This window comes from Afipia broomeae ATCC 49717 (genome assembly GCF_000314675.2).
Lineage (GTDB): Bacteria > Pseudomonadota > Alphaproteobacteria > Rhizobiales > Xanthobacteraceae > Afipia > Afipia broomeae.
In genome coordinates this window covers 403,114-427,415 of record NZ_KB375283.1, presented here as the reverse complement: position 1 = coordinate 427,415, position 24,302 = coordinate 403,114, and the positions used below count along the sequence as shown (strand labels likewise).

General features: G+C 62.1%; 20 protein-coding genes. 11 read left to right on the top strand and 9 right to left on the bottom strand.

Going from position 1 to position 24,302, the window contains the following annotated elements:
* Positions 1-63: 63 nt before the first annotated feature.
* Both HMPREF9695_RS14465 and HMPREF9695_RS14460 read left to right on the top strand, forming a co-directional pair.
* Positions 64-1,359 (top strand): acyl-CoA dehydrogenase family protein, encoded by a 1,296-nt coding sequence (locus tag HMPREF9695_RS14465; protein ID WP_006021608.1) that lies wholly within the window; start codon positions 64-66, stop codon positions 1,357-1,359.
* Between the two features lie 54 nt (positions 1,360-1,413).
* Positions 1,414-2,229, top strand: a complete 816-nt coding sequence (locus HMPREF9695_RS14460) for a helix-turn-helix domain-containing protein (protein ID WP_006021607.1) — start codon at positions 1,414-1,416, stop codon at positions 2,227-2,229.
* On the opposite strand, the gene HMPREF9695_RS14455 is transcribed toward HMPREF9695_RS14460, so the two are convergent.
* From HMPREF9695_RS14455 to HMPREF9695_RS14445, 3 genes are all read right to left on the bottom strand, one after another.
* Positions 2,226-2,888, bottom strand: coding sequence for a glutathione S-transferase family protein (locus HMPREF9695_RS14455; protein WP_006021606.1), 663 nt, complete (start codon positions 2,886-2,888; stop codon positions 2,226-2,228). The genes HMPREF9695_RS14460 and HMPREF9695_RS14455 overlap by 4 nt on opposite strands.
* Positions 2,889-2,950: 62 nt before the next feature.
* The gene (locus HMPREF9695_RS14450; RefSeq protein ID WP_006021605.1) at positions 2,951-4,102 is read right to left on the bottom strand and encodes an acyl-CoA dehydrogenase family protein; all 1,152 of its coding nucleotides are present in this window, start codon (positions 4,100-4,102) and stop codon (positions 2,951-2,953) included.
* A 236-nt stretch (positions 4,103-4,338) separates the two neighbouring features.
* Complete coding sequence (locus tag HMPREF9695_RS14445) at positions 4,339-5,505, bottom strand: acyl-CoA dehydrogenase family protein (RefSeq protein WP_006021604.1); 1,167 nt, start codon at positions 5,503-5,505, stop codon at positions 4,339-4,341.
* A gap of 183 nt (positions 5,506-5,688) precedes the next feature.
* Between HMPREF9695_RS14445 and HMPREF9695_RS14440 the strand changes: the two genes are divergently transcribed.
* From HMPREF9695_RS14440 to HMPREF9695_RS14415, 6 genes are all read left to right on the top strand, one after another.
* Positions 5,689-6,552 carry a beta-keto acid cleavage family enzyme gene (locus HMPREF9695_RS14440; protein ID WP_006021603.1) on the top strand — a complete coding sequence of 288 codons (864 nt, stop codon included), beginning with the start codon at positions 5,689-5,691 and terminating at the stop codon, positions 6,550-6,552.
* Between the two features lie 49 nt (positions 6,553-6,601).
* The gene (locus HMPREF9695_RS14435) at positions 6,602-8,206 is read left to right on the top strand and encodes an AMP-binding protein (protein ID WP_006021602.1); all 1,605 of its coding nucleotides are present in this window, start codon (positions 6,602-6,604) and stop codon (positions 8,204-8,206) included.
* Between the two features lie 13 nt (positions 8,207-8,219).
* On the top strand, positions 8,220-9,839 hold the full coding sequence (locus HMPREF9695_RS14430; RefSeq protein WP_006021601.1) for an acyl-CoA carboxylase subunit beta: 1,620 nt from the start codon (positions 8,220-8,222) through the stop codon (positions 9,837-9,839).
* Positions 9,836-11,830 (top strand): acetyl/propionyl/methylcrotonyl-CoA carboxylase subunit alpha, encoded by a 1,995-nt coding sequence (locus HMPREF9695_RS14425; protein ID WP_006021600.1) that lies wholly within the window; start codon positions 9,836-9,838, stop codon positions 11,828-11,830. The genes HMPREF9695_RS14430 and HMPREF9695_RS14425 overlap by 4 nt, the downstream gene beginning before the upstream one ends.
* A gap of 149 nt (positions 11,831-11,979) precedes the next feature.
* Positions 11,980-12,756 (top strand): enoyl-CoA hydratase/isomerase family protein, encoded by a 777-nt coding sequence (locus tag HMPREF9695_RS14420; RefSeq protein ID WP_006021599.1) that lies wholly within the window; start codon positions 11,980-11,982, stop codon positions 12,754-12,756.
* A gap of 4 nt (positions 12,757-12,760) precedes the next feature.
* Entirely contained in the window at positions 12,761-13,639 is an 879-nt protein-coding gene (locus tag HMPREF9695_RS14415; RefSeq protein ID WP_006021598.1) for a beta-keto acid cleavage family enzyme, read from the top strand.
* Between the two features lie 131 nt (positions 13,640-13,770).
* Here HMPREF9695_RS14415 and HMPREF9695_RS14410 read toward each other — a convergent pair whose 3' ends face one another.
* The 6 genes from HMPREF9695_RS14410 to HMPREF9695_RS14385 all read right to left on the bottom strand — a co-directional run bounded on the left by HMPREF9695_RS14410 (position 13,771) and on the right by HMPREF9695_RS14385 (position 21,105).
* Positions 13,771-14,562 (bottom strand): enoyl-CoA hydratase, encoded by a 792-nt coding sequence (locus tag HMPREF9695_RS14410; protein ID WP_006021597.1) that lies wholly within the window; start codon positions 14,560-14,562, stop codon positions 13,771-13,773.
* Between the two features lie 17 nt (positions 14,563-14,579).
* Positions 14,580-15,764, bottom strand: a complete 1,185-nt coding sequence (locus tag HMPREF9695_RS14405; RefSeq protein ID WP_006021596.1) for a CaiB/BaiF CoA transferase family protein — start codon at positions 15,762-15,764, stop codon at positions 14,580-14,582.
* 17 nt (positions 15,765-15,781) lie between these two features.
* The gene (locus HMPREF9695_RS14400) at positions 15,782-16,213 is read right to left on the bottom strand and encodes a GlcG/HbpS family heme-binding protein (RefSeq protein ID WP_006021595.1); all 432 of its coding nucleotides are present in this window, start codon (positions 16,211-16,213) and stop codon (positions 15,782-15,784) included.
* Between the two features lie 98 nt (positions 16,214-16,311).
* A complete protein-coding gene (locus tag HMPREF9695_RS14395) occupies positions 16,312-17,112 on the bottom strand; it encodes a transporter substrate-binding domain-containing protein (protein WP_006021594.1) in 801 nt (266 codons plus the stop codon).
* Positions 17,113-17,150: 38 nt separating this feature from the next.
* Positions 17,151-20,150, bottom strand: a complete 3,000-nt coding sequence (locus HMPREF9695_RS14390; protein WP_006021593.1) for an FAD-binding and (Fe-S)-binding domain-containing protein — start codon at positions 20,148-20,150, stop codon at positions 17,151-17,153.
* 214 nt (positions 20,151-20,364) lie between these two features.
* Entirely contained in the window at positions 20,365-21,105 is a 741-nt protein-coding gene (locus tag HMPREF9695_RS14385; RefSeq protein WP_006021592.1) for a GntR family transcriptional regulator, read from the bottom strand.
* A gap of 206 nt (positions 21,106-21,311) precedes the next feature.
* Between HMPREF9695_RS14385 and HMPREF9695_RS14380 the strand changes: the two genes are divergently transcribed.
* The 3 genes from HMPREF9695_RS14380 (at position 21,312) to HMPREF9695_RS14370 (ending at position 24,283) form a co-directional block, all read left to right on the top strand.
* Entirely contained in the window at positions 21,312-22,523 is a 1,212-nt protein-coding gene (locus tag HMPREF9695_RS14380) for a pyridoxal-phosphate-dependent aminotransferase family protein (protein WP_006021591.1), read from the top strand.
* Positions 22,524-22,631: 108 nt separating this feature from the next.
* Positions 22,632-23,612 (top strand): tripartite tricarboxylate transporter substrate binding protein, encoded by a 981-nt coding sequence (locus tag HMPREF9695_RS14375; RefSeq protein WP_006021590.1) that lies wholly within the window; start codon positions 22,632-22,634, stop codon positions 23,610-23,612.
* A 131-nt stretch (positions 23,613-23,743) separates the two neighbouring features.
* Positions 23,744-24,283, top strand: a complete 540-nt coding sequence (locus HMPREF9695_RS14370) for a tripartite tricarboxylate transporter TctB family protein (protein ID WP_006021589.1) — start codon at positions 23,744-23,746, stop codon at positions 24,281-24,283.
* Positions 24,284-24,302 lie beyond the last annotated feature (19 nt).

The window sequence follows — 24,302 nt, the reverse complement described above, 5'->3', positions numbered from 1 at the left end:
ACTCTCAAGCAGCGCGGCGCAAAGAAAAAACCAGGTCCGGGATGGACGTTCGGGAGTTGCGCGTTGGATTTCTCGCTGCCTGAAGATCTGACTGCGTACCTGTCCGAGCTCGATCGCTTCATCGATCAGACCATCAAGCCGCTTGAGCAGCGCGACGACAACATCCGTTTCTTTGATCACCGCCGCGAATGGGCGCGCACGGATTTCGACAAGGGCGGCCTGCCGCGCCATGAATGGGAAGACCTGCTGCGTCAGGCCAAAAATCTGGCCGATGAAGCCGGGCATCTGCGCTTTGCGATTCCCAAGCAATACGGCGGCAAGGATGGTTCGAATCTCTGGATGGCGGTGATCCGCGAGCATTTTGCCGCCAAGGGTCTCGGCCTGCACAACGATCTGCAGAACGAGCATTCGATCGTCGGAAACTTTCCGCTAGTCACCATGCTGGATCGCTACGGCCGCGACGATCAGAAGGCGATGATCGAAGGCGCGCTCACCGGCAAGTACCGCATCACCTTTGGCCTGACCGAGCCCGATCACGGATCGGACGCGACCCACATGGAAACGACCGCCGTGCGGGCGACGCGGGACGGCGTCAGCGGCTGGGTCATCAACGGCGAAAAGATGTGGACCACGGGCATGCATGTCGCGACGCACTGCGCGACCTTTGCGCGCACGTCGGGCAACGACGGCGATGCGCGCGGCATCACCTGTTTTCTCGTTCCGGCGAATACGAAGGGCGTAAAGGTCGAGGAATATCTCTGGACCTTCAACATGCCGACCGATCATCCACGCGTCAGTTTCACCGATGTCTTCGTGCCGGATGACGCACTGTTCGGCGAGGTCGGGCGCGGCCTGTCGCTGGCGCAGTGTTTTGTGCATGAGAACCGGATTCGTCAGGCTGCGAGTTCGCTCGGCGCGGCTGTGTATTGCATCAACGAGAGCGTGCGCTATGCGCGCGAACGCAAGCCGTTTGGTCATGCGCTGTCGGAAAACCAGGCGATCCAGTTTCCGCTGGTAGAACTGGCGACGCAGGCCGAAATGCTGCGCCTGCTGATCCGCAAGACGGCGTGGGAAATGGACCGCATGACCCAGGCCGATGTCGAGCATCGGCTCTCCGACAAGGTGTCGATGTGTAACTTCTGGGCGAACCGGCTGTGCTGCGAGGCGGCGGACCGGGCCATGCAGGTGCACGGCGGCATGGGTTATTCGCGGCACAAGCCGTTCGAGCACATCTATCGCCATCACCGGCGCTACCGCATCACCGAAGGCAGCGAGGAAATCCAGAAGCGCAAGGTCGCCGGATTTCTGTTCGGCTATATGGGTGCGGGAAAATTCGAGACCACGGAGAAGAGCCGCTAATTCGAGTTTCACAAGAGGCGAACAATCGCCCGTGAAGGATATCTGGAGGAAACGATGCGCAGGTGTACGTCCGGCCGGTCCGACCGGTTCATGCTGATCAGTTCGGAGCGTGTGTTCTACGCCGGGCTGCATGGCAAGCCCTCGGTGCGCACGCTCGGCGCGCTCGCGGTCTGTGTGCCGCTGCATGGCACCGCGTGCCTTGAAGTGGCCGGGCAGCCGCCGCGTGTTGGCGAGATCCTCGCCGTTCCGGCCTATCTGCCGCACAAGATCACATCGGAGTCCCGTGAAATTCTCGGGCTGCTGATCGAGCCGGAATCGGTCAGCGATGACGATCTCGCGCAGATCATCCGCCAGTGCGACGATCCGGTTGCGGCCAGCCGGCTCGCCGCGCGGTTTCGCGAAATCTATGCGACCATGGCGCTCAGCGGCACCAGCGGTTTTACGTCCGCCGATTTCGACCAGATCTTCCTCCAGCGCCGCCTGAAGCCGCGGGACCTGGATACGCGCATATCGACCGTCGTGTCGCGCTTTCAGGCGAAGCCGTCGAGCAGCATCTCGGGTGACGATTGCGCCAGCGGCGTCAAGCTGTCGCTGTCGCGGTTCCTGCATCTGTTCAAGGACGAGACCAGCATGAACTTCAAGACATTCCGCGCCTGGAAGCGCGCGCGGAATATCCTGTATCATGTCAATGTCGAGCGAAACCTTGCGCATTTCGCGCTCGATGCCGGCTATCCGGACTCGACGCATTTCAGTCACTCGCTGCGCCGCATTTACGGGCTTCAGCCGAGTGCGCTGTTTTCCGGCTCGCGGCGCTTGCAGATTATCAACGGCCGGGATGTTGCGAGCAACGCCGCGAGTATGCTGGCCTAGGTGGCTGCCGGAACTCTCGGCGCGACCCCTTGCTCGGCGCTGGCGCGGTCCTGTGCGGCAATCGCCTTGCGGAATCCCTCACGCTGCTTCAGCCGCTCCCAGTAGGCGGCGACGGCCGGCGTGAACTGCGCCGAAAGGCCATTGGACTGCGCGAACATCAGCGCATAGCCGACGGAAATATCGGCCGCGGTGAAACGTCCGGCGCAGACCCAATCTGATTGCGAAACAGTTGTTTCCAGCGCCCGCAGCCGGGCGAGAAACCAGCGTGCGTAATCGGCCGCGGCCTGCGGGTTCTTTTTCTCGTCAGGCTCAAGCTGCGAATAGCGGAAATAGATCGTCTGAGGAAACGTCAGCGTCGCTTCGCCGAAGAACAGCCAGTTCAGATACGCGCCATATGCAGGCTCATCGACCGCAACGTTCAGCGGTGTGGGGCCGTACTTCGTTACGAGATAGAGGCAGATCGCGGACGACTCGGTCATCCGCGCATCGCCATCGACGAGAAACGGAATGGTGCCCAAGGGATTTAGCTCGAGATACTCGCGCTTCAGGAAACGCGGCGGGAACGGCAGCATCGTCAGGTCGTAGGGAATGCCAAGCTCTTCCAGGGTCCAAAGCGGACGGAAGGAGCGTGCACTCGAGCAGTGATACAGCGTCAGCATATCGATCGATCCCTGAAGATGTCCGGCGTTATACAACGCGTAAGGTGCCTGAATGCAAGCGCTTACTGTTCCGGCAGCGTTCCCATGTACTTGCAGAGAATGCTGAGCATCACTTCATCCGCGCCGCCGCCGATGGAGGTCAGGCGGCGGTCGCGATAGGCGCGGCTGACGCGGGTTTCGTTCATAAAGCCCATGCCGCCCCAGTATTGCAGGCAGGCGTCGGGAATTTCGCGGCCCAGGCGTCCGGCCTTCAGCTTGCCCATCGTCGCCAGCGGCGTTACGTCATTGCCCGCGATGTATTCCTCGCAGGCGCGATAGAGCAGGGAGCGCAGCAACTCCACTTCAGTCTTCAGTTCGGCAAGCCGGAAGTGGATCACCTGATTGTCGAGCAGCGGCTTGCCGAACGCCTTGCGCTGACGCGTGTAGTCGATGGTCTCGTCGATGGTCTTTTCGTGAGACTTCAGGCACGCGGCAACCGCCCACATCCGTTCCTCCTGGAACTGCATCATCTGATAGGTGAAGCCCTTGCCTTCCTCGCCGATCCGGTTGCGCTTGGGAATGCGCACGTCGGTGAATTTGATTTCGGCGGTGTCCGAGCAGTGCATGCCCATCTTGTCCAGCTTGCGCAGCACCTCAACGCCCTTGGTCTTCATCGGCAGGCAGATCAGCGATTTGTTGCGATGAACCGGGCCATCGCCGGTGTTGGCGAGCAGGCACATCCAGTCGGCCTGCGTGCCGTTGGTGATCCACATCTTGCCGCCGTTGATGATGTAATCATCGTCGTCGGACCGGGCCGTTGTCTTGATCGAAGCCACGTCGGAGCCCGCGCCGGGTTCGGACACGCCGATGCAGGCCACCATGTCGCCTGCAATGGACGGCGCAAGAAACTCGCGCTTCATCTCATCCGAGCCGAACCGCGCCAGCGCCGGTGTCGCCATGTCGGTCTGCACGCCGATCGACATGCCGACGCCTCCGGCGTTGATGGCGCCGAGTTCTTCCGCCATCACCATGCCGTAGCTGTAATCCAGAGCCGCGCCGCCATATTCGACGGGCTTGCACAGGCCGAGCAGGCCGAGATCACCCATTTTCTTGAACACCTGATGCGCCGGATAGATTCCGTCGCGCTCCCATTCATCGACGAACGGATTGATCTCGTTCTTGATGAACTGCTGCATGGTGCGGCGGATGGCGTCGTGTTCCTGCGTGAACTGCATTGCGTTTCCTGATGCCTTTAATTTTTGGCGTACATTTTCTGGACGGATTTGCTTGCGCGGGTTTGTGCGTCAAGCGAGATCGGCTCCCTCTCCCGTGGGGAGAGGGTTGGGGTGAGGGCGTAGAATCTATCGAGAGACCGCACGCCCTCACCCGATGCACTTCGTGCATCGACCTCTCCCCACGGGAGAGGTGAAGAAAGGTCTATGCTCTTGCATTCTATCCTCATGGCCGCGCTCTAAAGCCCCATCTGGCGGCTTGCCAGATCCTTCATGATTTCCTCGGTGCCGCCGCCGATGGCGTTGACTTTCACCTCGCGATAGATGCGCTCGACCTTGGGGCCGCGCATGAAGCCCGCGCCGCCGAATATCTGCACCGCTTCGGAGGCGCAGTAAGCCATGGTCTGTGTCGCCTGATTCTTGCACATGCAGACCTCGGCCACGGGATTGTCGCCTTGCTCCAGCCGCCAGATCAGCATTTCCAGCATCGCCTGCGTCGCCGCCACGCGCTGCGCCATGTCCACGATCTTGTGGCGGATCACCTGATGATCGGCGAGACGCTTGCCGAAGGTCTTGCGCTCGCGGGCATAGGCGATGGCTTCCTCGACGCAGACGCGCGCGAATCCTGTACAACCGGCGGCGAGACCCAGCCGCTCGCTGTTGAAGTTCTTCATGATCAGCTTGAACCCGGCATTCTCGGTGCCGATCAGGTTGGCGACGGGCACGCGGCAATCATCAAAATAGAGTGTCGCGGTGTCGGACGCCCACCAGCCCATCTTTTTCAGCGGGGTGCGCGAAAAACCGGGTGTATCGCGCTCGATGAGTAACAGGCTGACGCCGCCCGCGCCTTCGCCGCCGGTGCGCACCGCGACGGTGTAATAGTCCGCGCGCATCCCGGATGTGATGAAAGTCTTCTCGCCCTTGACCACGTAATGGTCGCCTTCGCAACGCGCGGTGGTGCGCAGGTTGGCCACATCCGAGCCGCCGCCGGGTTCTGTAATGGCCAGCGCCGAAATCTTTCGACCTGCCAGGATGTCCGGCAGCACGCGCGCCTTGAGTTCATCGGAGCCGCCATGGACGATGGGCGGCGCGCCGATGGTGTGGCTTTTCAGGCTGGCGCTGACGCCGCCGGCTCCGGCCCGGGCCAGCTCCTGCGCAGCGATCATGGACATGAAGCGGTCGCAAGGGATGCCGCCATATTCTTCAGGGAAGCCAAGCTGAAGCAGGCCGATGGAGGCGGCTTTCAGATAAAGCTCGCGGGGGAATTCCCCGGCCTCGTCCCATTGCGCTGCAAAAGGCTCGATTTCGGTGGCCACAAAGCGCCGCAGCATATCGCGGAACGCCAGATGTTCCGGGGTCAGAAAGGGGCTGGCCGAAGTCTCGGCAAACCGCTCGGGGGCATCCATTCTCATCCTCCATGTCGGAGATTTATGGCCCGTTCCCGCGGCGCAGACTTGCGTTAAGCCGCCATGTCTTCTGAAATTATGCGCCCGAAAATTGTGGCAAGCCCAGCTAGTTTTCACAAGACGCTGGCAGCCCCCGCCTTTTACCGTTTGGAGCAACGTCGCGATCGAACCTGAGGACCCGGAATGGATAAAGCTGTCGTTACCTGTGCGCTCAACGGCGTGCTGACCAATCCCAAGCAGCACCATGTCCCGGTCACCCCGGAGGAGATGGCGCGGGAGGCGAAGGCGGCGTTCAATGCCGGCGCATCGGTGATGCACATGCATCTGCGTCAGCAGGACCCCGACAAGGGCCACATGCCCTCGTGGGATGTGAACCTGTCAAAGGAAGTGCAGCAGGCGATCCGCGAGGCGTGCCCCGGCGTCATCATCAATCACACCACGGGCGTCAGCGGCCCGAACTATCAGGGTGCGCTCGATTGCGTGCGCGAGACCGCGCCGGAGATGGCCGCCTGCAACGCCGGCTCGCTGAACTATCTGAAAGTGAAGGCGGATGGCTCCTGGGCTTGGCCGCCACATGTGTTCGATAATCCGCCGGACAAGGTCCAGAAGTATCTCGACGTGATGAAGATCACCAAGACGCTGCCGGAATTCGAATGCTTCGATGTCGGCATCGTGCGCAGCGTGGCGATGTACAAGCAGAACGGCATGTATTCCGGCCCGCTCGAATACAATTTCGTTATGGGGGTCGCTTCCGGCATGCCCGCCGATCCCGAATTGTTGCCGATCCTGCTCAAGCTGAAACTGCCGGACTCCAACTGGAGCGTCACCGCCATCGGCCGCGAGGAAATCTGGCCGCTGCACCAGCGCTGCGCCGAACTCGGCGGCCATCTGCGCACCGGCCTTGAAGACACGTTCTATCTTGGCGACGGCACCAAGGTGACGTCGAACGGGCAGTTGATCGAAGGTATCGTGAAATGCGCGCGCAACGCTGGCCGCGAGATCGCGTCGCCGGCGGAGGCGCGGAAAATTCTCAAGCTGATGCATTGAGCCGAAGCGGACAAGAAAGCGCCGCAGGCTGACACGGGGAGATAACGTCATGAGCGATCTGACCGCAACGGGCGGCGTGCCCGGTCCCGGACGCATCGGGCGGGTGGCTGTCGGTGACATTTTGCGGCGCGCCGCCAAACGATTTCCCGATCGCATCGCGCTGACCGACGGGGCGCGTCAGGTCACCTTCACCGAGGTCGATCACGACGCCAACCGTTTCGCCAACTATCTTCTCGCGCGCGGCCTGAAACCCGGCGCCAAGATCTCGACCATCTGCAACAATTCGGTCGAATTCGTCAAAGCGCTGTTCGGGATTCACCGCGCGGGGCTGGTCTGGGTCCCGATCAACACCATGCTCGGGTCGGGCGACATGGATTACATCCTTGGCCACGCCGAGGTTCGCTTCGCGCTGATCGACGACAACCTGCATGCGCAGCCGGAGCGGCGCGCGGCGCTGGAGAAGCGCGGTATTGATCTGATCGCAGTCGATCTGGCCGGCAAGGCAAAGGAGCAGGGGCTCTCAAGTTTCAACGAACTGATCAAGGGACAGTCCGACATCGAGCCGGAGATCGCCTTCGACGACCGCGATCTGGCGATGATCATTTATACATCAGGCACGACCTCGCGGCCGAAGGGCGCGATGCACTGTCATCTCGCGGTGGTGATGGCGGCGATGAGCAATGCCATCGAGATGCATCTGGACCGCAATGACGGCATCTCGGGACAATTCCCGCTGTTTCATTGTGCAGCCCATGTCCTGTTGCTGACCTATTTGTCGGTTGGCGGGAAGATGGCCATCATGCGCGGGTTCGATCCCGTCGCCTGCATGGAAGCGATCCAGCGCGACAGGCTGACCGTCTTCATCGGATTGCCTGCAATGTATCAGGCGATCCTCGATCATCCGCGCCGCAAGGAATTTGATCTCTCGACCCTGCGCACCTGCGTTTACACCATGGCGCCGATGCCGCGCCCGCTGCTGGAACGGTGCATTGCCGAGCTCTGCCCGACCTTCGTCCAGCCCAGCGGGCAGACCGAAATGTATCCGGCGACCACCATGTCGCAGCCGGACCGTCAACTCGCACGCTTCGGTAACTACTGGGGCGAGTCGATGATCGTCAACGAAACCGCGATCATGGATGACGAGGGCAACCTCCTGCCGCCCGGACAGATCGGCGAGATCGTCCATCGCGGACCCAACGTGATGATGGGCTATTATAAAGACCCTGAAGCCACGGCGGCCGCGCGAAAATTCGGCTGGCATCACACCGGCGATCTGGCGCTGATCGACGAGCATGGCGAGGTGCTGTTCATCGACCGCAAGAAGGACATGATCAAGTCCGGCGGCGAGAATGTCGCCTCGGTGAAGATCGAGGAAACGCTGCTGGCGCATCCCGAAGTGCTGAGCGCGGCGGTGGTCGGCCTGCCGCATCCGCAGTGGGGCGAGGCCGTCTCGGCCTTCGTCAAACTCAAGCCCAATGCGCAGGCGCGTGAGACGGACATCATCGAGCATTGCCGCAAGACGCTTGGCGGTTTCCAGATTCCAAAACTGGTGCGAATTCTGGACGAGATGCCGATGACCGCCACCGGAAAACTGCGCAAGGTCGAACTGCGCCAGCAGTTTGTTGACCATTTCAACACGACATCGGCGGCCTGAAAGTCAATTGTCCATGGCGGTGATCGAGAATTCCATTTCGCCCACAAGTGAAAGCTATCAGGCCAATCGCGCGGGGATGCTGGCGCAGATCGCGCGGGTTGATGCCGTGGTGGGGCGGACGGTTGCGGCCTCCGAACTGTCCAAGAAGCGATTTCACGAGCGCGGGCAGTTACTGCCGCGCGAGCGCATCGCGCTGCTGCTCGATGCGGGTGCGCCGTTTCTCGAACTCTCCGCGCTCGCGGGATATTGCCTCGATACGCCGGACCCGGACAAGAGCATTCCCGGCGGCGGCACCATCGCGGGCATCGGCTTCGTGTCCGGCGTGCGCTGCATGGTAACGGCGAGCGATTCCGGCATCGAGGCGGGATCGCTGCAGCCGATGGGTCTCGACAAGCGGCTGCGCTCGCAGGAGATCGCGCTGGAAAACAAGCTGCCGTCGGTTCAGCTTGTGGAAAGCGCGGGCGCAAACCTGATGCGCTACCGTGTCGAGGATTTCATTCGCGGCGGCACGACATTCCGCAATCTCGCCTTGCTCTCGGCGGCTGGGCTGCCGGTGATTACCGTCACGCATGGCTCATCCACCGCAGGCGGTGCGTACCAGACGGGTCTGTCCGATTACATCGTGATGGTGCGCGGGCGGACGCGCGCGTTTCTGGCTGGGCCGCCGCTGCTGAAAGCCGCGACAGGCGAAATCGCGACGGAGGAGGAACTCGGCGGCGCGGAGATGCACACCAGCATTTCCGGTCTTGGCGATTATCTGGCGGAAGATGACCGCGAGGCGCTCGGCATCGCGCGCCAGATCATGGCCGATCTCAACTGGGACCGTGCGCAGCCAGAGAGCGGCGAGCCGCCGCGTGCACCGTTGTACGACACTGAAGAATTACTCGGCATCATGCCGATGGACCACAAGCGGCCTGTCGACATGAAGCAGATCATCGCGCGCATTCTCGACGGATCTGATTTTCTCGAGATTGGCGCGAACTATGGCCCCGCAACTGTTTGCGGACATGGCCGCATCAACGGCCACGCCATCGGGATCATCACCAACAACGGCCCGCTGGACCCGAACGGCGCCAACAAGGCCACTCACTTCATTCAGGCGTGCTGCCAGTCGCGCACGCCAATCCTTTATCTCAACAACACCACGGGCTACATGGTCGGCAAGGCCTATGAGGAAGCCGGCATGATCAAGCACGGCTCCAAGATGATCCAGGCCGTGACCAACGCCACGGTGCCGCAGATCACCATCTATTGCGGGGCGTCGTTCGGCGCGGGCAACTATGGCATGTGCGGGCGCGGTTTTCATCCGCGGTTCTGCTTCTCCTGGCCCAACGCCAAGACGGCGGTGATGGGCGGCGAGCAGGCCGCCGGCACCATGGCGATCGTCGCGGAAGCCGCCGCCGCGCGGCGCGGCAAACCGATGGAGCCGGAGAAACTGGAGGCGATGAAGGCACAGATCATTGATGTGTTCGAAAAGCAGATGGATGTGTTTGCGACCAGCGGGCGGCTGCTCGATGATGGTGTGATCGATCCGCGCGACACCCGCGCGGTGCTGACAAATGTGCTGGCGATCTGCCGCGAAGCGGAACAGCGCAATCCGCAACAGGTCCAGTTCTCGGTGGCGCGGCCATGAACACTGTGACGGGTGAAGTCAAACTAACGCCGTTCCGGAAAATCCTGATCGCCAATCGCGGCGAGATTGCCCTGCGCGTGATCCGCACCGCAAAGCGTCTCGGCTTTGAGACTGTCGCGGTGTATTCCACGGCGGACGCCGACGCGCGCCATGTGCGCGAGGCCGATCAGGCGGTATGGATCGGCGGGTCGCAGCCGTCGCAATCCTATCTGCGGATCGACGCCATAGTGGCGGCCGCGAAGGCGAGCGGCGCGGACGCTGTGCATCCCGGCTACGGCTTCCTTGCGGAGAATGCGGAGTTCGCAAAAGCCTGCCGCGATGCGGGTCTTGTGTTCATCGGCCCATCGCCCGAGGCGATTCACGCCATGGGCCACAAGGCGGGCGCCAAGGACATTATGCAGAAGGCGGGCGTGCCTTGCGTTCCCGGTTATCAGGGCGAGGACCAGAGCGACGACGCGATGCTCACCGCCGCGAAACGCATCGGTTTCCCGGTGATGATCAAGGCCGTGGCCGGTGGCGGCGGACGCGGCATGCGCCTTGTGGGGGATGACACAGCATTTCCGGACGCGCTGCGCGCGGCGCGCTCGGAAGCACAGAATGCGTTCGGCGATCCGACGGTTATTCTTGAGCGCGCGATTGTCCAGCCACGCCACATTGAAATTCAGGTGTTCGGTGACCGTCACGGCAACGCGATCCATCTCGGCGAGCGCGATTGCTCGGTGCAGCGCCGGCACCAGAAGCTGATCGAGGAAGCGCCATCGCCAGCGGTGTCGCCGGAATTGCGCGCGCGGATGGGCGCGACCGCAGTCGCCGCCGTCAAAGCGATCAACTACGAGGGCGCCGGCACGCTGGAGTTTCTGCTGGATAGCGCAGGCAATTACTACTTCATGGAAATGAACACGCGGCTGCAGGTGGAGCATCCGGTGACGGAGGCGATCACAGGGCTCGATCTGGTCGAACTGCAGTTGCGTGTCGCGGGCGGTGAGCCGTTGCCCCTCCAGCAGGAGGACGTCTCGTTCTCCGGCCATGCCATCGAAGTGCGGCTCTGCGCCGAGGATGCCGCGCACAATTTCATGCCGCAGTCCGGCAAGATGCTGCGCTGGCATGCACCCTTGGATTTACGCGTGGAGGACGCGCTGGAATCCGGCGGTGAAATTCCACCGTTTTACGATTCGATGATCGCCAAGGTCATCGGTCACGGCACAACACGCGACGAGGCGCGGCGGAAGCTGATCGCCGGCCTCGATCGCATGACGGCGCTGGGCGTCACCACCAACCAGTCGTTTCTCGCCCGCTGTCTGGACCATCCGGCCTTCGCGGTAGGGCAGGCGACGACGGCGTTCATCGCAGAACACTCGGCCGATCTGTCGCCGCCGAAATCCGAAGACGGACGTCATGCGGCCGTCGCCGCACTGCTGGTGCATGTTTCAGCGATTGGTGCTGTTCACGCGCAACAGGGCCTCGGGCTGGCGCACGTCTATGCTATTCCGCTGCGCTTTGAGCTCGACGGCCACGTTGTCGAGCCGACGGTGCGGCGCGAACGCGGCGACGTCTTCAAGATCGGCGTCGCCGAGTCCGAACACGCGCTGACGCTTGGGCCGCGCGACGGCGATGTGGTGCTTTTTACCAGCGACGGCGTTCAGGGATCAGCGAGGTTCGTTCGCGTCGGGGCTGATCTCTATTTCAGTTTCGCTGGCGTCACGTCGCATGTGCGCGATCTGTCGCACATGGCCGTGATGAAGGCGGGTGCCGCCGGATCGGACGGCAAGCTGCGCGCGTCCATGAACGGGCGGGTGGTGTCGGTGCTGGCGAAGGCCGGGGATATTGTCGCCGCCGGTGCGCCGGTGATTGTGCTCGAAGCGATGAAGATGCAGCATGTCCATGCCGCGCCGGTCTCGGGCAAGCTCATGGCGCTGAATGCTGCGGAGGGCGATCAGGTGACGACCGGGTTTGTGGTCGCTGAGATCGAGGCCGTGCAGGATGCGGCTTGAGTCCGCTCCAGTCATTGCGAGGAGCCATTAGCGTTTACGCGCGTCTTCGACGTGCTACGGGCGACTTAGCGATCCAGCTTTGCTTGACTCAGAAAGTGTGGATTGCTTCGCTTCGCTCGCAATGACGAAAAAACTTCGGGGGATTTTTCATGTCTGACGCACCGGTTTTGCATGACAGGCGCGGCCACGCGTTCTGGATCACGATCAACCGGCCCGACAAGCGCAACGCGCTGAACGCTTCGGTGATCGCCGGGATCGTTGACGGCTTCCGCCGCGCGCATGAGGATAACGATGTGCGCGTCATCGTGCTGACCGGTGCCGGCGACAAGGCGTTTTGCGCGGGCGCCGATTTGCAGCCGGGCGCCGGTTTCGCATTCGATCTGTCGCAGCCCAATCTAGCCTATGCCGACATGCTGCGCACCGCGCAGAACGCCACCAAGCCGACCATCGCGCGCGTCAACGGCGTCTGCATGGCCGGTGGCATCGGGCTTCTGTGCATGACCGACATGGCGGTGGCGGCGGACAATGCCGTGTTCGGTCTGCCGGAAGTGAAGGTCGGGGTGTTTCCGATGCAGGTGCTGAGCCTGTTGCAGGCGGTCGCGCCGCCGCGTCTGGTGCGCGAGTGGTGTTTTACCGGCGAGCCGTTCACCGCCATCGACGCGAAGGACGCGGGCCTGCTCAACTATGTGGTGCCTGGCGCGGAACTCGACGCCAAGGTTGAGTGGCTGATCGGGCGTCTCACCGACAAGTCGCCGACCGCGATCCGCCGCGGCAAGTATGCCATGCGCGCGATGGCCTCGATGTCGTTCGATCAGGGCATCGCCTACACGGAATCCCAGATCGCGCTGCTGGCCATGACGCAGGACGCGAAGGAAGGGCTCGCGGCCTTCGCCGAGAAGCGCAAGCCGGTGTGGACCGGGAAGTAATGCCATGAACAAGGTCTGGATCGAAGCTGCGCTGAACGGACCATGGACCCGCGCCAGGCAACCGGGCATTCCCGTTGCCGTCGAGGACATTGTCGCGGACGGCATCGCCTGCGCTGAGGCGGGTGCCGCGATCATCCATGCTCATGCCTATGACGTGACGACCGGCCGCCAGAAGGACGACTGGGAGATTTATGCGCGGATCATCGAGGGTATCCGCGCCAAGGTTGATGTCATTGTCTATCCGACCATTCCGAGTCCGGGGCTCGGACAGGACCAGAACACCAATCGCTTCGGCCATACGCTGGAACTGGCAAAGCGCGGCCTGATCGAATGGGCGGTGATCGATCCGGGCTCCGTGCATATTTCGCGGTTTGACGATCTGGCCCACGGCGGCGTCTACGCAAATCCGCATGAAGACATTATGGAGGGCATGCGGATCGCGCGCGCCCACAATGTCCATCCAAGCTACGCGATCTATGAGCCGGGTTTCACGCGGCTGGGCGCGGCATTGGCGGCGATTGCGCCGCCATCCCCGACGCCGATCTATCGCTTCATGTTCTCGGATGAATTCGCCTGGGGATTTCCGCCGCGCGAAAAATATCTCGACATTCATCTCGATCTGTTGGCAGAGACCGCGCCCGGCGCACCGTGGATGATCGCGGGCCTCGGCGTCGATATCACGCCGCTGATCCCGCACACGGTCGCACGTGGCGGGCATATCCGCGTCGGGCTTGAGGATGCGCTCTGGGGCAATCCGCAAACCAATGAAGCACTGGTGAAGGATGCCGTAACGCGTGTCCGTGCCGCGGGAGGCGAGCCGGCGACGACGGCGGAGGTGAGGGATGCGTTGCGCGCGATAGATAAAACGCGGGGACGGGCCTGACGAGTTTTCCGTCATTGCGAGGAGCGAAGCGACGAAGCAATCCAGCTTCCTGCAAGAATGGATTGCTTCGCTTCGCTCGCAATGACGGCTTTACCGACCGACTGCAAATGAGAAGCGAACAGTTTTCGCGCTCAACGCCCCTTGAACACCGGCTTGCGCTTTTCCATGAAAGCGGCGCGGCCTTCCTTGTAATCTTCGCTCTTGAAGCACGCTTCGACAAGGTCCTCGCAGCGCTTCATGTCGCGCTTGAGTTCGTCCTTGCAGGCCTCGCCGACAATGAACTTGATCGAGTCCACCGTCAGCGGCGCATTCGCGGCGATCGTGGCGGCGTAGTTCTTGACGTAGAATTCGAGTTCGTCATTTTCGACGATGCGGTTCACGAGGCCCATCTCGACCGCTTCCATGGCCTCGAACAGCCGCGCCGTGAAGAAGATTTCCTTGGTGAAGGAGGGGCCAACGACGTCCATCAGCCGCTTCACGCCGGGATAGCCGTAGCCGAGGCCGAGCTTGGCGGCGGGAACGGCAAAGCGCGCATCTTCGGAGCAGATGCGCAGGTCGCAGCAGCTTGCGATGCCCATGCCGCCGCCGACGCAGAAGCCGCGGATCATCGCGATGGTGGGCTTCGGGAATTCGTGGACGCTGGCATAAGCAGCTTCCACCGCGTCGTTGTATTTCCTGACGCCTTCCTCGGTCGAGCGCTCATCGCCGAATTTGGAAATGTCCGCGCCCGCGACGAACGCCTTGTCGCCCGCGCCCGCGAGCACGACGACGCGGATGCTGTCGTCTTTTGCGTATTCGCTCATCAGCCGTGTGGTGGCTTCCCACATCTCCAGCGACATGGCATTGCGCCGTTCGGGATTGTTGAAGATCACGTAACCGACGTTGCCGTCCTTGCGCGAGATCACCTTGTCGGTCGAAGCCATGAGCGTATCCTTAAAATTCAGACGACCTTGCTCTTTTGGAGCGAGGCGATCTCCTGTTCACTGAAACCGAATTCCGTCAGCACGTCATGTGTCTGCTCGCCAACGAGTGGCGGGCGCGCAGCCATGCGGCTCGGCGTGCGCGACAGCGTGAAGGGCTGGCCTACGAGCTGCTTGCCGCCATCGGGCAAGGCTTGCGCGATGCCGAGATGCTTGACCTGCGTGTCATCGAAGACCTGATCGATGGAGTAGATCGGGCCGCACGGCACGCCGGCATCGTTGAGTATCTTGACCCATTCGCCGGTCGTACGCTTCGCCGTGTACGTTCCGATCGCGGCGTTCAGCGCATCGCGGTTCTTTGAACGCAGCGCGATGGTCGCGTAGTCGGGGTGCGTCAGCAGATCCGGCGCGTCGATGGCCTGCGCAAAGCGCTCCCAGATTCGCCCGCCGGTGGTGGCGATATTGATGAAACTGTCGCTGGTCTTGAACACGCCGGTCGGAATGCTGGTCGGATGATTGTTGCCGGCCTGCTGCGGCACATCGCCGTCCACCAGCCAGCGTGCGGCCTGGAAATCGAGCATGAATATCTGCGCCTGCAGCAGCGATGTCTGCACCCACTGGCCTTCGCCGGAGACATCGCGCTCCAGCAGCGCGGTCATGATGCCGAGCGCGCAGAAGAGTCCTGCTGTGAGGTCGGCGACAGGAATCCCGGCGCGAACCGGGCCTTGTCCCGGCAGTCCGGTGATCGACATCAGCCCGCCCATGCCCTGGGCGATCTGGTCGAAGCCGGGGCGTTTGGCATAAGGGCCGTCCTGCCCGAAGCCGGAGATGCTGGCATAGACGAGGCGCGGATTGATCGCGCGCATGCTGGCGTAATCGATGCCGAGCTTGTCCTTCACGTCGGGACGGAAGTTCTCGACGATGACGTCGGCCTTGGCGGCGAGACGCTTGAAGACCTCAAGACCTTTCGGGTCTTTCAGGTTGAGCGTCATCGCGCGCTTGTTGCGATGCAGGTTCTGGAAGTCCGGGCCGTTGCGCGGCCCGCCCGGCTGCTCGCTGTCGGCGAGGTCGGTCGGCGCCTCGATCTTGATGACGTTCGCGCCCCAGTCCGACAATTGGCGCACGGCGGTCGGCCCGGAACGAATCCGGGTGAGATCCAGAACCGTGAAGCGCGAAAGGGCGGACGAGGCGCGCGGAAACGTCATCGATTTCTCCGAAGAGATTACCCGGCGTTGCCGACCAGGCCTGCGGCGGCGATGCCGGCGAGGGCCGCGGTTTCGTCGTTGTCGGAGGTGTCGCCGCTGATGCCGATGGCGCCGAGCAGGTTGCCGTCCTTGTCATTGATGAGAACGCCGCCGGGCACCGGAACCAGCGCGCCGCGCGCCATGGTGTTGATGGCGTCGACGAAATAGGGCTGCTCGTTGGCGCGCTTGAAGATCGCGCGCGAACCCATGCCCAGCGCCAGCGCGCCGTACGCCTTGCCATGGGCGACTTCGCCGCGCAGCAGGCTGGTATTGTCTTCCGCCACGAACGTCTTGAGCGCGCCGCGCGCATCGAGGATCGCGATGGCCATCGGCTTCAGTTTCAGTTCCCGGCACTTGGCGAGGGCGGCATCGGAAATCTTGCGGGCAACGTCGAGCGTCAAAGTCGTCATGATTGGTCCTTCAAACGAAATAATCTCGGGTCTTTGAGCACGAGGCTGGATAGCGATCAAGCCTCGTGCCGGTGATGTGTCATGCGTGCGGCGACGGGTTAAGGCGCTATGGCGAGTGACTGCAGGCCCGCACTGTCGAACGCCTTGCGGACGGTGCCGTCCTTTTTTGCCTCGTCGACGAATTCTTTCACATAAGCGAGGGCGGCGGGCTTGTTCTTCTGGATGCCGATGGCGACCCCTACGGTCTGAAATGCGCCGTCCAGAATGACGGAGCCTGGAAGCTGTTTCTGCAGCTTTGGCAGAGAGTCGTGGGTCAGGGCGAAGCCCTGCACATCGCCGGCCTTCATCATGGCCATGGCATCGTCCACCGACTTTGCCGGTGTGATGGTGGCTTGCTTCAGAGTTCGGGCCGCCGCCCGCATGGTGGTCGAGCCATCGATGCCGACGAGCTTGATGCCAGGCCTGTCGATCTCGCTCATCGTTTTGATGCCGGAAGCGGCGGTGGTTATGAATGTGCTTTCGATCACGAAGTAGGGCGGGCTGAAATCGAGCTTCTGCCTGCGCGCCTCGTCGGCGGGCATAAATCCGATGTCGATGGTGCCTGCGCTGCCTGCTTCTGTGAGTTCGCCGGTGGTCGCAGTGACATGAAGCTCGACCGGAACGCCGAGCTTTTTGGCCAGAGCATTGCCGATGTCGAACGCGGGGCCGCTGACGTCGGCTCCTTCCCTGGCAACGAAGATCGGCGTGGGCGACGGGGCATAGGCAAGGCCGACGCGCAGCTTGCCGGTGGGGGCGAGTTCCTTCAGCACTTGTTCCTCAGCGGCCTTGGTGTGAGTGGAAAAGATTTGGGTTGAAACAGAGGTTGCGGCAATCAATCCGAGAAGCGTGCTTATTTTCATTGGTTTCCCTCTCTTTGTTTTCGCGTGAGTTGTTTAGATCAGCGGTGTCCCCCGCCTTCGGCCGTGACGCCGGTCTTGACGTTGCTGTTCAGGCTCATCGCCAGCACCCGCGCGACATGCAGCGCGCCGCGGCCTGAACCGTCCTTGATCTGGTGGCGGCAGGAGGTGCCGTCGGCCACGATCAGTGCATCATCGGCAGCCTTGCGCACAGCGGGGAGCAGGGAGGCTTCTGCCATCTCGATCGACACATCATAAGTGTCCGCGCCATAGCCGAAGGCACCGGCCATGCCGCAACAGCTCGACTCGATCTTCTCCACCTTCAGGCCGGGCACCAGCCGGAGAATCTTCTCCACCGGCGCGAACGCCCCGAACGATTTCTGGTGGCAATGGCCGTGCACATGCGCGCTCTTGTCGATAGCGCCAAGCGGCAGCCTGAGCTGGCCGGTCTCCGCCTCGCGGACCAGGAATTCCTCGAACAGCAGTGCATGGGCGCTGACCTTTTTCGCAGCTTCGTCAGAGCGCAGCGACAGCATTTCATCGCGCAGCGTCAGAAGGCAGCTCGGCTCGAGGCCGACGATGGGCACGCCGCGCGTGGCGAACGGAATCAGCGTTTCCACCACGCGCTTGAGTTCGGCTTTTGCATTATCGACCAGTCCCGCCGACAGGAAGGTGCGGCCACAGCACAACGGCCGTCCGCCATCGATCGCGCGGGGCAGGTGAACGCGATAGCCACCGTCGACAAGAACGCGCAGCGCGGCATCGAGATTCTCGCGCTCATAGGCGCGGTTGAAGGTGTCGGCAAACAGCACCACCTCGGGGCCATTGTCCGGGCCGAATGCAGTTCCGCCGGGCGCGAACACATCGCTGCGGAATTCCGGCAGATCGCGTTTCGCACTGATGCCGGCGATTCTCTCGAACAGGGTGCGGAGAATGCCGCTGCGGTTACGCAGGTTGGCGAGCCACGGGAAACGCGAGGCGAGTCCGGCATAGTGCGGGAGATAGCCGACCAGCCGGTCGCGCAGGGTCAGACCGTGTGTCGCCGCGCGCGCCGCCAGCACCTCGATTTTCATTTTCGCCATGTCAACGCCGGTCGGGCATTCGTGGCGGCAGGCCTTGCAGGACACGCAAAGCTTCATCGTGTCCATCATCGCATCAGACGACAGCGCGTCGGGGCCGAGCTGTCCGGAGATCGCAAGGCGCAGCGTATTCGCGCGCCCTCGCGTGACATCCTTCTCGTTACGCGTCGCGCGATAGGACGGGCACATCACGCCGCCCTCCAGCTTGCGGCACGCGCCGTTGTTGTTGCACATCTCGACCGCGCCCTGGAAACCGCCCGCCGCGCCTGGATACGCCGACCAGTCCATCACCGTCTTGATGTTCTCGACCTTGTAGCCGGGTGCATAACGGAACAGCGAACGGTCATCCATCTTCGGCGGATGCACGATCTTGCCGGGATTGAGCGTGTTGTCGGGGTCGAAGCGCTCTTTCACCTCCTCGAAGGCGTGAATGATCCGCTCGCCGAACATCTGCGCGTGGAATTCGGAGCGCACAATGCCGTCGCCGTGTTCACCGGAATGCGAGCCTTTATACTCGCGCACCATCGCAAAGGCTTCCTCGGCGATGGCGCGCATCGCCTTGACGTCCTTGTCGAGCTTGAGATTAAGCACGGGGCGGACATGCAGGCAGCCTTCGGAGGCGTGGGCATACATGGTGCCGCGCGTGCCGTGCTTCTCGAAGACCTTGTTGAGCCGCTCGGTGTAATCGGCGAGATGCGGCAGCGGCACAGCGCAGTCCTCGACGAAGGAAACCGGCTTGCCCTCCTGCTTCATCGACATCATGACGTTGAGGCCGGAGGTGCGGAAATCGGTGATCGCCGCCTGCATCGCAGGTTCGATTACTTCGACCACGCCGCCCCACTTGCGTTTCGGCTGGTCCCAGCCGAAGCCGAGGTCACCCATCAGGTCGCCGAGCTGCTTGAGCTTGGCGAGGTTCGCTCCCTGATCCGCTTCTGCGAATTCCACCACCAGCAGTGCTTCCGGCTCTCCCTTCACCACGGCTTCGATGGTGGGGCGGAACATCGCGATATCGCGGCCGAGCGCGACCATGGTGCTGTCCACCAGTTCAACCGCGATCGGTTTCAGTTTCACCAGATGCTGGGTGGCGTCCATCGCTTCATAGAAACTGCCGAAGTGGCAGACGCCGAACACCTTCGCGCCGATCAGCGGCCAGAGCTTGAGTTCGACACGGGTGGTGAAGGCGAGCGTTCCTTCGGACCCCACAAGCAGGTGCGCCATGTTGTTGACCGGCTGCGGCGTCAAAGCATCGAGGTTGTAGCCGCCGACCCGTCGCTGCACATGCGGGAAGCGTGCCGCGATTTCAGCGGCCTCACGCTCACCGAGCGCCAGCATGTCACGAAACAGGTCGCGGCCGGGCATTTCGGTGTTCTGCCACGCCATGTCGCGCGGTACTTCGCCGAAATGCAGCAGGGTGCCATCGGCCAGCGCCGCGTCCATCGAGATGGTGTTGTCGCGCATGGTGCCGTAGCGCAGGGAGCGTCCGCCGCAGGAATTGTTGCCCGCCATGCCGCCGATGGTGGCACGCGAGGCGGTCGAGACATCGACAGGAAACCACAGGCCATGCTTTTTCAGTTGCCGGTTGAGATCGTCGAGCACGATGCCGGGCTCGACCACGCAGGTGCGCTTCTCGACATCGAGCGAGATGATTCTGTTTAGATACTTCGAGACATCGACCACAATGCCGCTGTTGACGGTCTGGCCGCATTGCGAGGTGCCGCCGCCGCGCGGCGTGACGATGTATCCGTCGTCACGCGCAATCGCCATCGCACGTAACGCGTCGTCCATGGTACGGGGCACAACCACACCGAGCGGCTTGATCTGGTAGAACGACGCGTCGGTGGCGTAGCGGCCGAGATCGAACGGATTGAACAGAATGTCACCGCTGACCTCGCGCCTGAGACGCAAGGCGAGGGCGCTGTCCTGCGCGGTGGCGTTTCCCGTTGCGGCTTTCTGTTGAGCCATGTGTCTCAAGTGCTCTCGATGTTAATTGTCATTGCGAGCGAAGAGCTTGCTTTTCTTCACCTCTCCCCGAGGGGGGAGGTCGGCGCGAAGCGCCGGGTGAAGGGGGATCGATTTTCAATTTGGACATTTAGAGCCCTCACCCCAGCCCTCTCCCCGACGGGGAGAGGGAGTTTGTCTACCTTCGTCGCTTCGCCCGCAATGACGAGCAGGAACGTCAATTTTCCTCGCCGCGCAGCGCAGAGACATCGGCCCCGCGCCCGCTCGGCTGCTGCTCGCGCATGTATTCGCATACGGCGTCGCATTTGCCGCGCATGTGGTCGAACATCAGCTTGCTGAGTTCATCGCCGTTGCGGCGGCGCAGGGCATCGACCATGGCCTCGTGCTCGCGCATGGCGTCGCTGAGCCGGTCGCGCCGCAGAAGATTGGCCGAATAACGCAGGCGTCGGACCATGGCGTTCGCGGTGGCGTAGTTCGAACTCAGGAACGGATTCGCCGCGGCATCGACGATGGCCTGATGGATCTTCTGGTTCAGGCGGAAATAGTCGGTCAGCTCCTGGCGGATATAGTGGGTGTACATTTCCAGATGCATGCGCTCGATGGCGGCGATGTCGTCGTCGGAAATCCGCTCGCAGGCCGCGCGGCCGGCGAGGGCATCGAGACCGGCGATCAGTTCGAACAGATGCCGGATGTCCTGTTCGGAGAACTGGCGGACCCGCGCACCGCGATTGGGCAGCAGTTCGATCAGGCCTTCCGACGCCAGCACCTTCAGCGCTTCGCGCAGCGGCGTGCGCGAGACATCGAACTTCTCGCACAATTCGCGCTCGGGAATGCGGCTGCCCGGCTCCAGATGCCCCTCGACAATAAAGTCGCGGATCTGGCTCAGCAGGTCATCGTGCAGCGAGGCCGGCGCGGTCTCGACGATTTCCAGCGACTTGGTTCGCAAAAGATTATTCAAAATCTACAGCCTCCGAGAAGGTGACGTGCTGGATTTTATTCGAAATAAGCCAGCTACGCACGCTTTGCATCGATAAATGGATTAGTACTCGATTTATCTGTTGTCAGGAAGGAAATTTTGAATACAATCCATTTCAAGAAAATCTTGCGATGCACAATTTATTGCATGCAAAAATGTCAACAAGGTCTTTAGGGAGCGGCGATCCGATGTCCAACGCCTCAGTCCACACCGGGCGGCACTTTCTCCAGATTCCGGGGCCGACCAATGTTCCCGATCGCGTGCTGCGCGCGATGGACATGCCGACCATCGATCATCGCGGTCCTGAATTCGCCCAGCTCGGCCTTGAGGTCATCGAAGGCTCGAAGAAGGTCTTCAAAACGAAGAATCCCGTCATCATCTATCCGTCGTCCGGCACCGGGGCGTGGGAAGCCGCCATCGTCAATACGCTGTCGCCCGGCGACAAGGTGCTGATGGTGGAGACCGGTCATTTCGCGACGCTGTGGCGCGCGATGGCCGACAAGCTGAAGCTCGATGTCGAGTTCGTGCCGGGTGACTGGCGCCACGGCGCGAGCCCTGAGGACATCGAGGCGCGGCTGTCGAAGGACAAGGCCCACAGCTTCAAGGCCGTGATGGTGGTCCACAACGAGACCTCCACCGGCGTCACCAGCCGCATTCACGAGATCCGCAAGGCCATCGACGCCGCGAAACATCCGGCGCTGCTGATGGTCGACACCATTTCGTCGCTTGGCTCGATCGATTACGAGCACGACAAGTGGGGTGTGGACGTCACCGTGTCCTGCTCGCAGAAGGGTCTGATGTTGCCGCCGGGTCTCGGCTTCAACGCCGTGTCCGACAAGGCGCTGGAAGCCTCGAAGAAGAACGCTTCGCTGCGGTCCTATTGGGACTGGCACGAGATCATCGCGGCCAACAAGGGCGGTTCGTGGTCCTACACGCCCGCGACCAACATGCTCTATGGCCTCAAGGAAGCCATCGCGATGCTGATGGAGGAAGGCCTGGACAACGTGTTCGCCCGTCACAAGCGCTATTCGGCGGCGACACGGGCGGCGGTGGAGACCTGGGGTCTGGAAAATCTCTGTCTCGATCCGCGCGAATATTCGCCGATCCTGACCGCGGTGGTGATGCCGGAGGGGCATGACGCGGACCAGTTCCGCAAGGTCACGCTGGACAACTTCGACATGTCGCTCGGCGCGGGGCTCAGCAAGATCAAGGGCAAGGTGTTCCGCATCGGCCATCTCGGACACTTCAACGACCTGATGCTGATGGGCACGCTGGCCGGCGTCGAGATGGCGCTCGATCTTGCGAAGGTGCCGCATCGCGCAGGCGGCGTGATGTCCGCGATGAGCGTTTTGACCGGACGCGATGCGAAGGCCTCGCAGGCGAAGACGGCAGTGGCGTAACGCCGCGTTGGCGGCACCGGTGATTTGAATTCAAAATCCGCAGGATAGCGGAAACCAAACAAGGTCCGGCGCACGCCGGGCTTCACAAAAGCGATAGGGAGAGACCGCATGAAGAATCTCATCAAGGCGACAAGTGTGCTTGCGCTTCTGGCGGCGACGCCGGCTCTGGCATGGGAGCCGGCCAAGCCGGTCGAGATCGTGGTCGCGGCAGGCGCCGGCGGCGCATCCGACCAGATGGCGCGCATGATGCAGGCTGCGATCCAGAAGAACAACCTGATGAAGCAGCCGGTCATCGTGTCGCTGAAGGGCGGCGCGTCGGGCGCCGAAGCCCTGATGTATATGAAGGGCAGCGACGGCGATCCCAACAAGGTGCTGATCGCCTATTCGCTGATCTACATGCTGCCGCTGTCGGCGAAGATTCCGTTCAACTGGCGCGAGCTGACGCCGGTCTCGGTGATCGCGATGGACCAGTTCGTGCTGTGGGACAACACATCCGGCCCGAAGACCGTGAAGGAATTCATTGAGGCTGCGAAGGCCTCAAGCTCGCCGTTCAAGATGGGCGGCACCGGCTCGAAGCGTGAAGACCACGTGCTCACCGTCTTCATGGAAAAGAAGACCGGCGCGAAGTTCTCCTATCTGCCTTACAAGTCGGGGGGCGAGGCTGCGACCCAGCTCGTCGGCAACCACACCGAAGCCAACGTCAACAATCCGTCGGAAAATCTCGAAGTCTGGCGCGCCGGTCAGGTGCGCGCGCTTTGCGTGTTCGACAGCGAGCGCATTTCCTACAAGACCAAGGTCACCGAGACGCAGTCGTGGAATGACATCCCGACCTGCAAGGAAGAAGGCCTCGACATGCAGTACCTGATGCTGCGCGCGATGTTCCTTCCCGGCAAGGTGACGCCCGAGCAGGTCGCCTTCTACGACGATCTGTTCAAGAAGGTGACGCAGACTACCGAATACAAGGAATACATGGAGAAGCAGGCGCTGAAGCCCGTCTATCTCAACGGCAAGGACATGCTCAAATTCCTTGAAGAGGACGATGCCCTGAACAAGTCGCTCATGACTGAAGCAGGCTTCGTCGCGAAGTAAAACAAGCGCCTCTCATCCCACGGGATGGGAGGCTGTTTATCGTTTGCTCCAGATTTGTCCTTCACCCGAGCCGCATGTGCGGCTCGGCCTCTCCCCGCACGCGGGGAGGGGTTCAAGACAGCGAATGCATCATGGCCCAGGACATCGAAATCGTCGTTGAAGATCCGAACGCGCCGGACGAGAACTCGCCCGCGATCACCAACAATCGCACGGTCGAGATGGCGGTGATGGCGCTGCTGCTCGGGCTCGCCGTGTTGCTTGGATGGGACAACTGGCGCACCGGCGCGTCGTGGGACGACACGGGTCCGCAGGCCGGTTATTTCCCGTTCTATCTCTCGGTCATCCTCGGCGGCGCGGCGCTCTACGGATTTGTCAGCGTTGCGATCAAGCGCACCGAGGGACTGGAAACTTTCGTCACCCGCGCGCAGTTCCGCCGCGTGCTGCAGGTCTTCGTGCCGACGCTGCTGTTCTGCCTCGCGATGCAGTGGCTCGGCCTGTATGTCGCGAGCTTCCTGCTGATCGCCGGCTTCATGGCGATCATCGGCAAAATCGCGTGGTGGAAGTCGCTGCTCACCGCCTTCATCTTCGTCGCGATCATGTTCGCGACGTTCGATATCGCGTTCGACGTCATCATGCCGAAGGGGCCGCTCGAAGCGGCCTTCGGACGCTAAGCCAGGACCGGGGACAGGA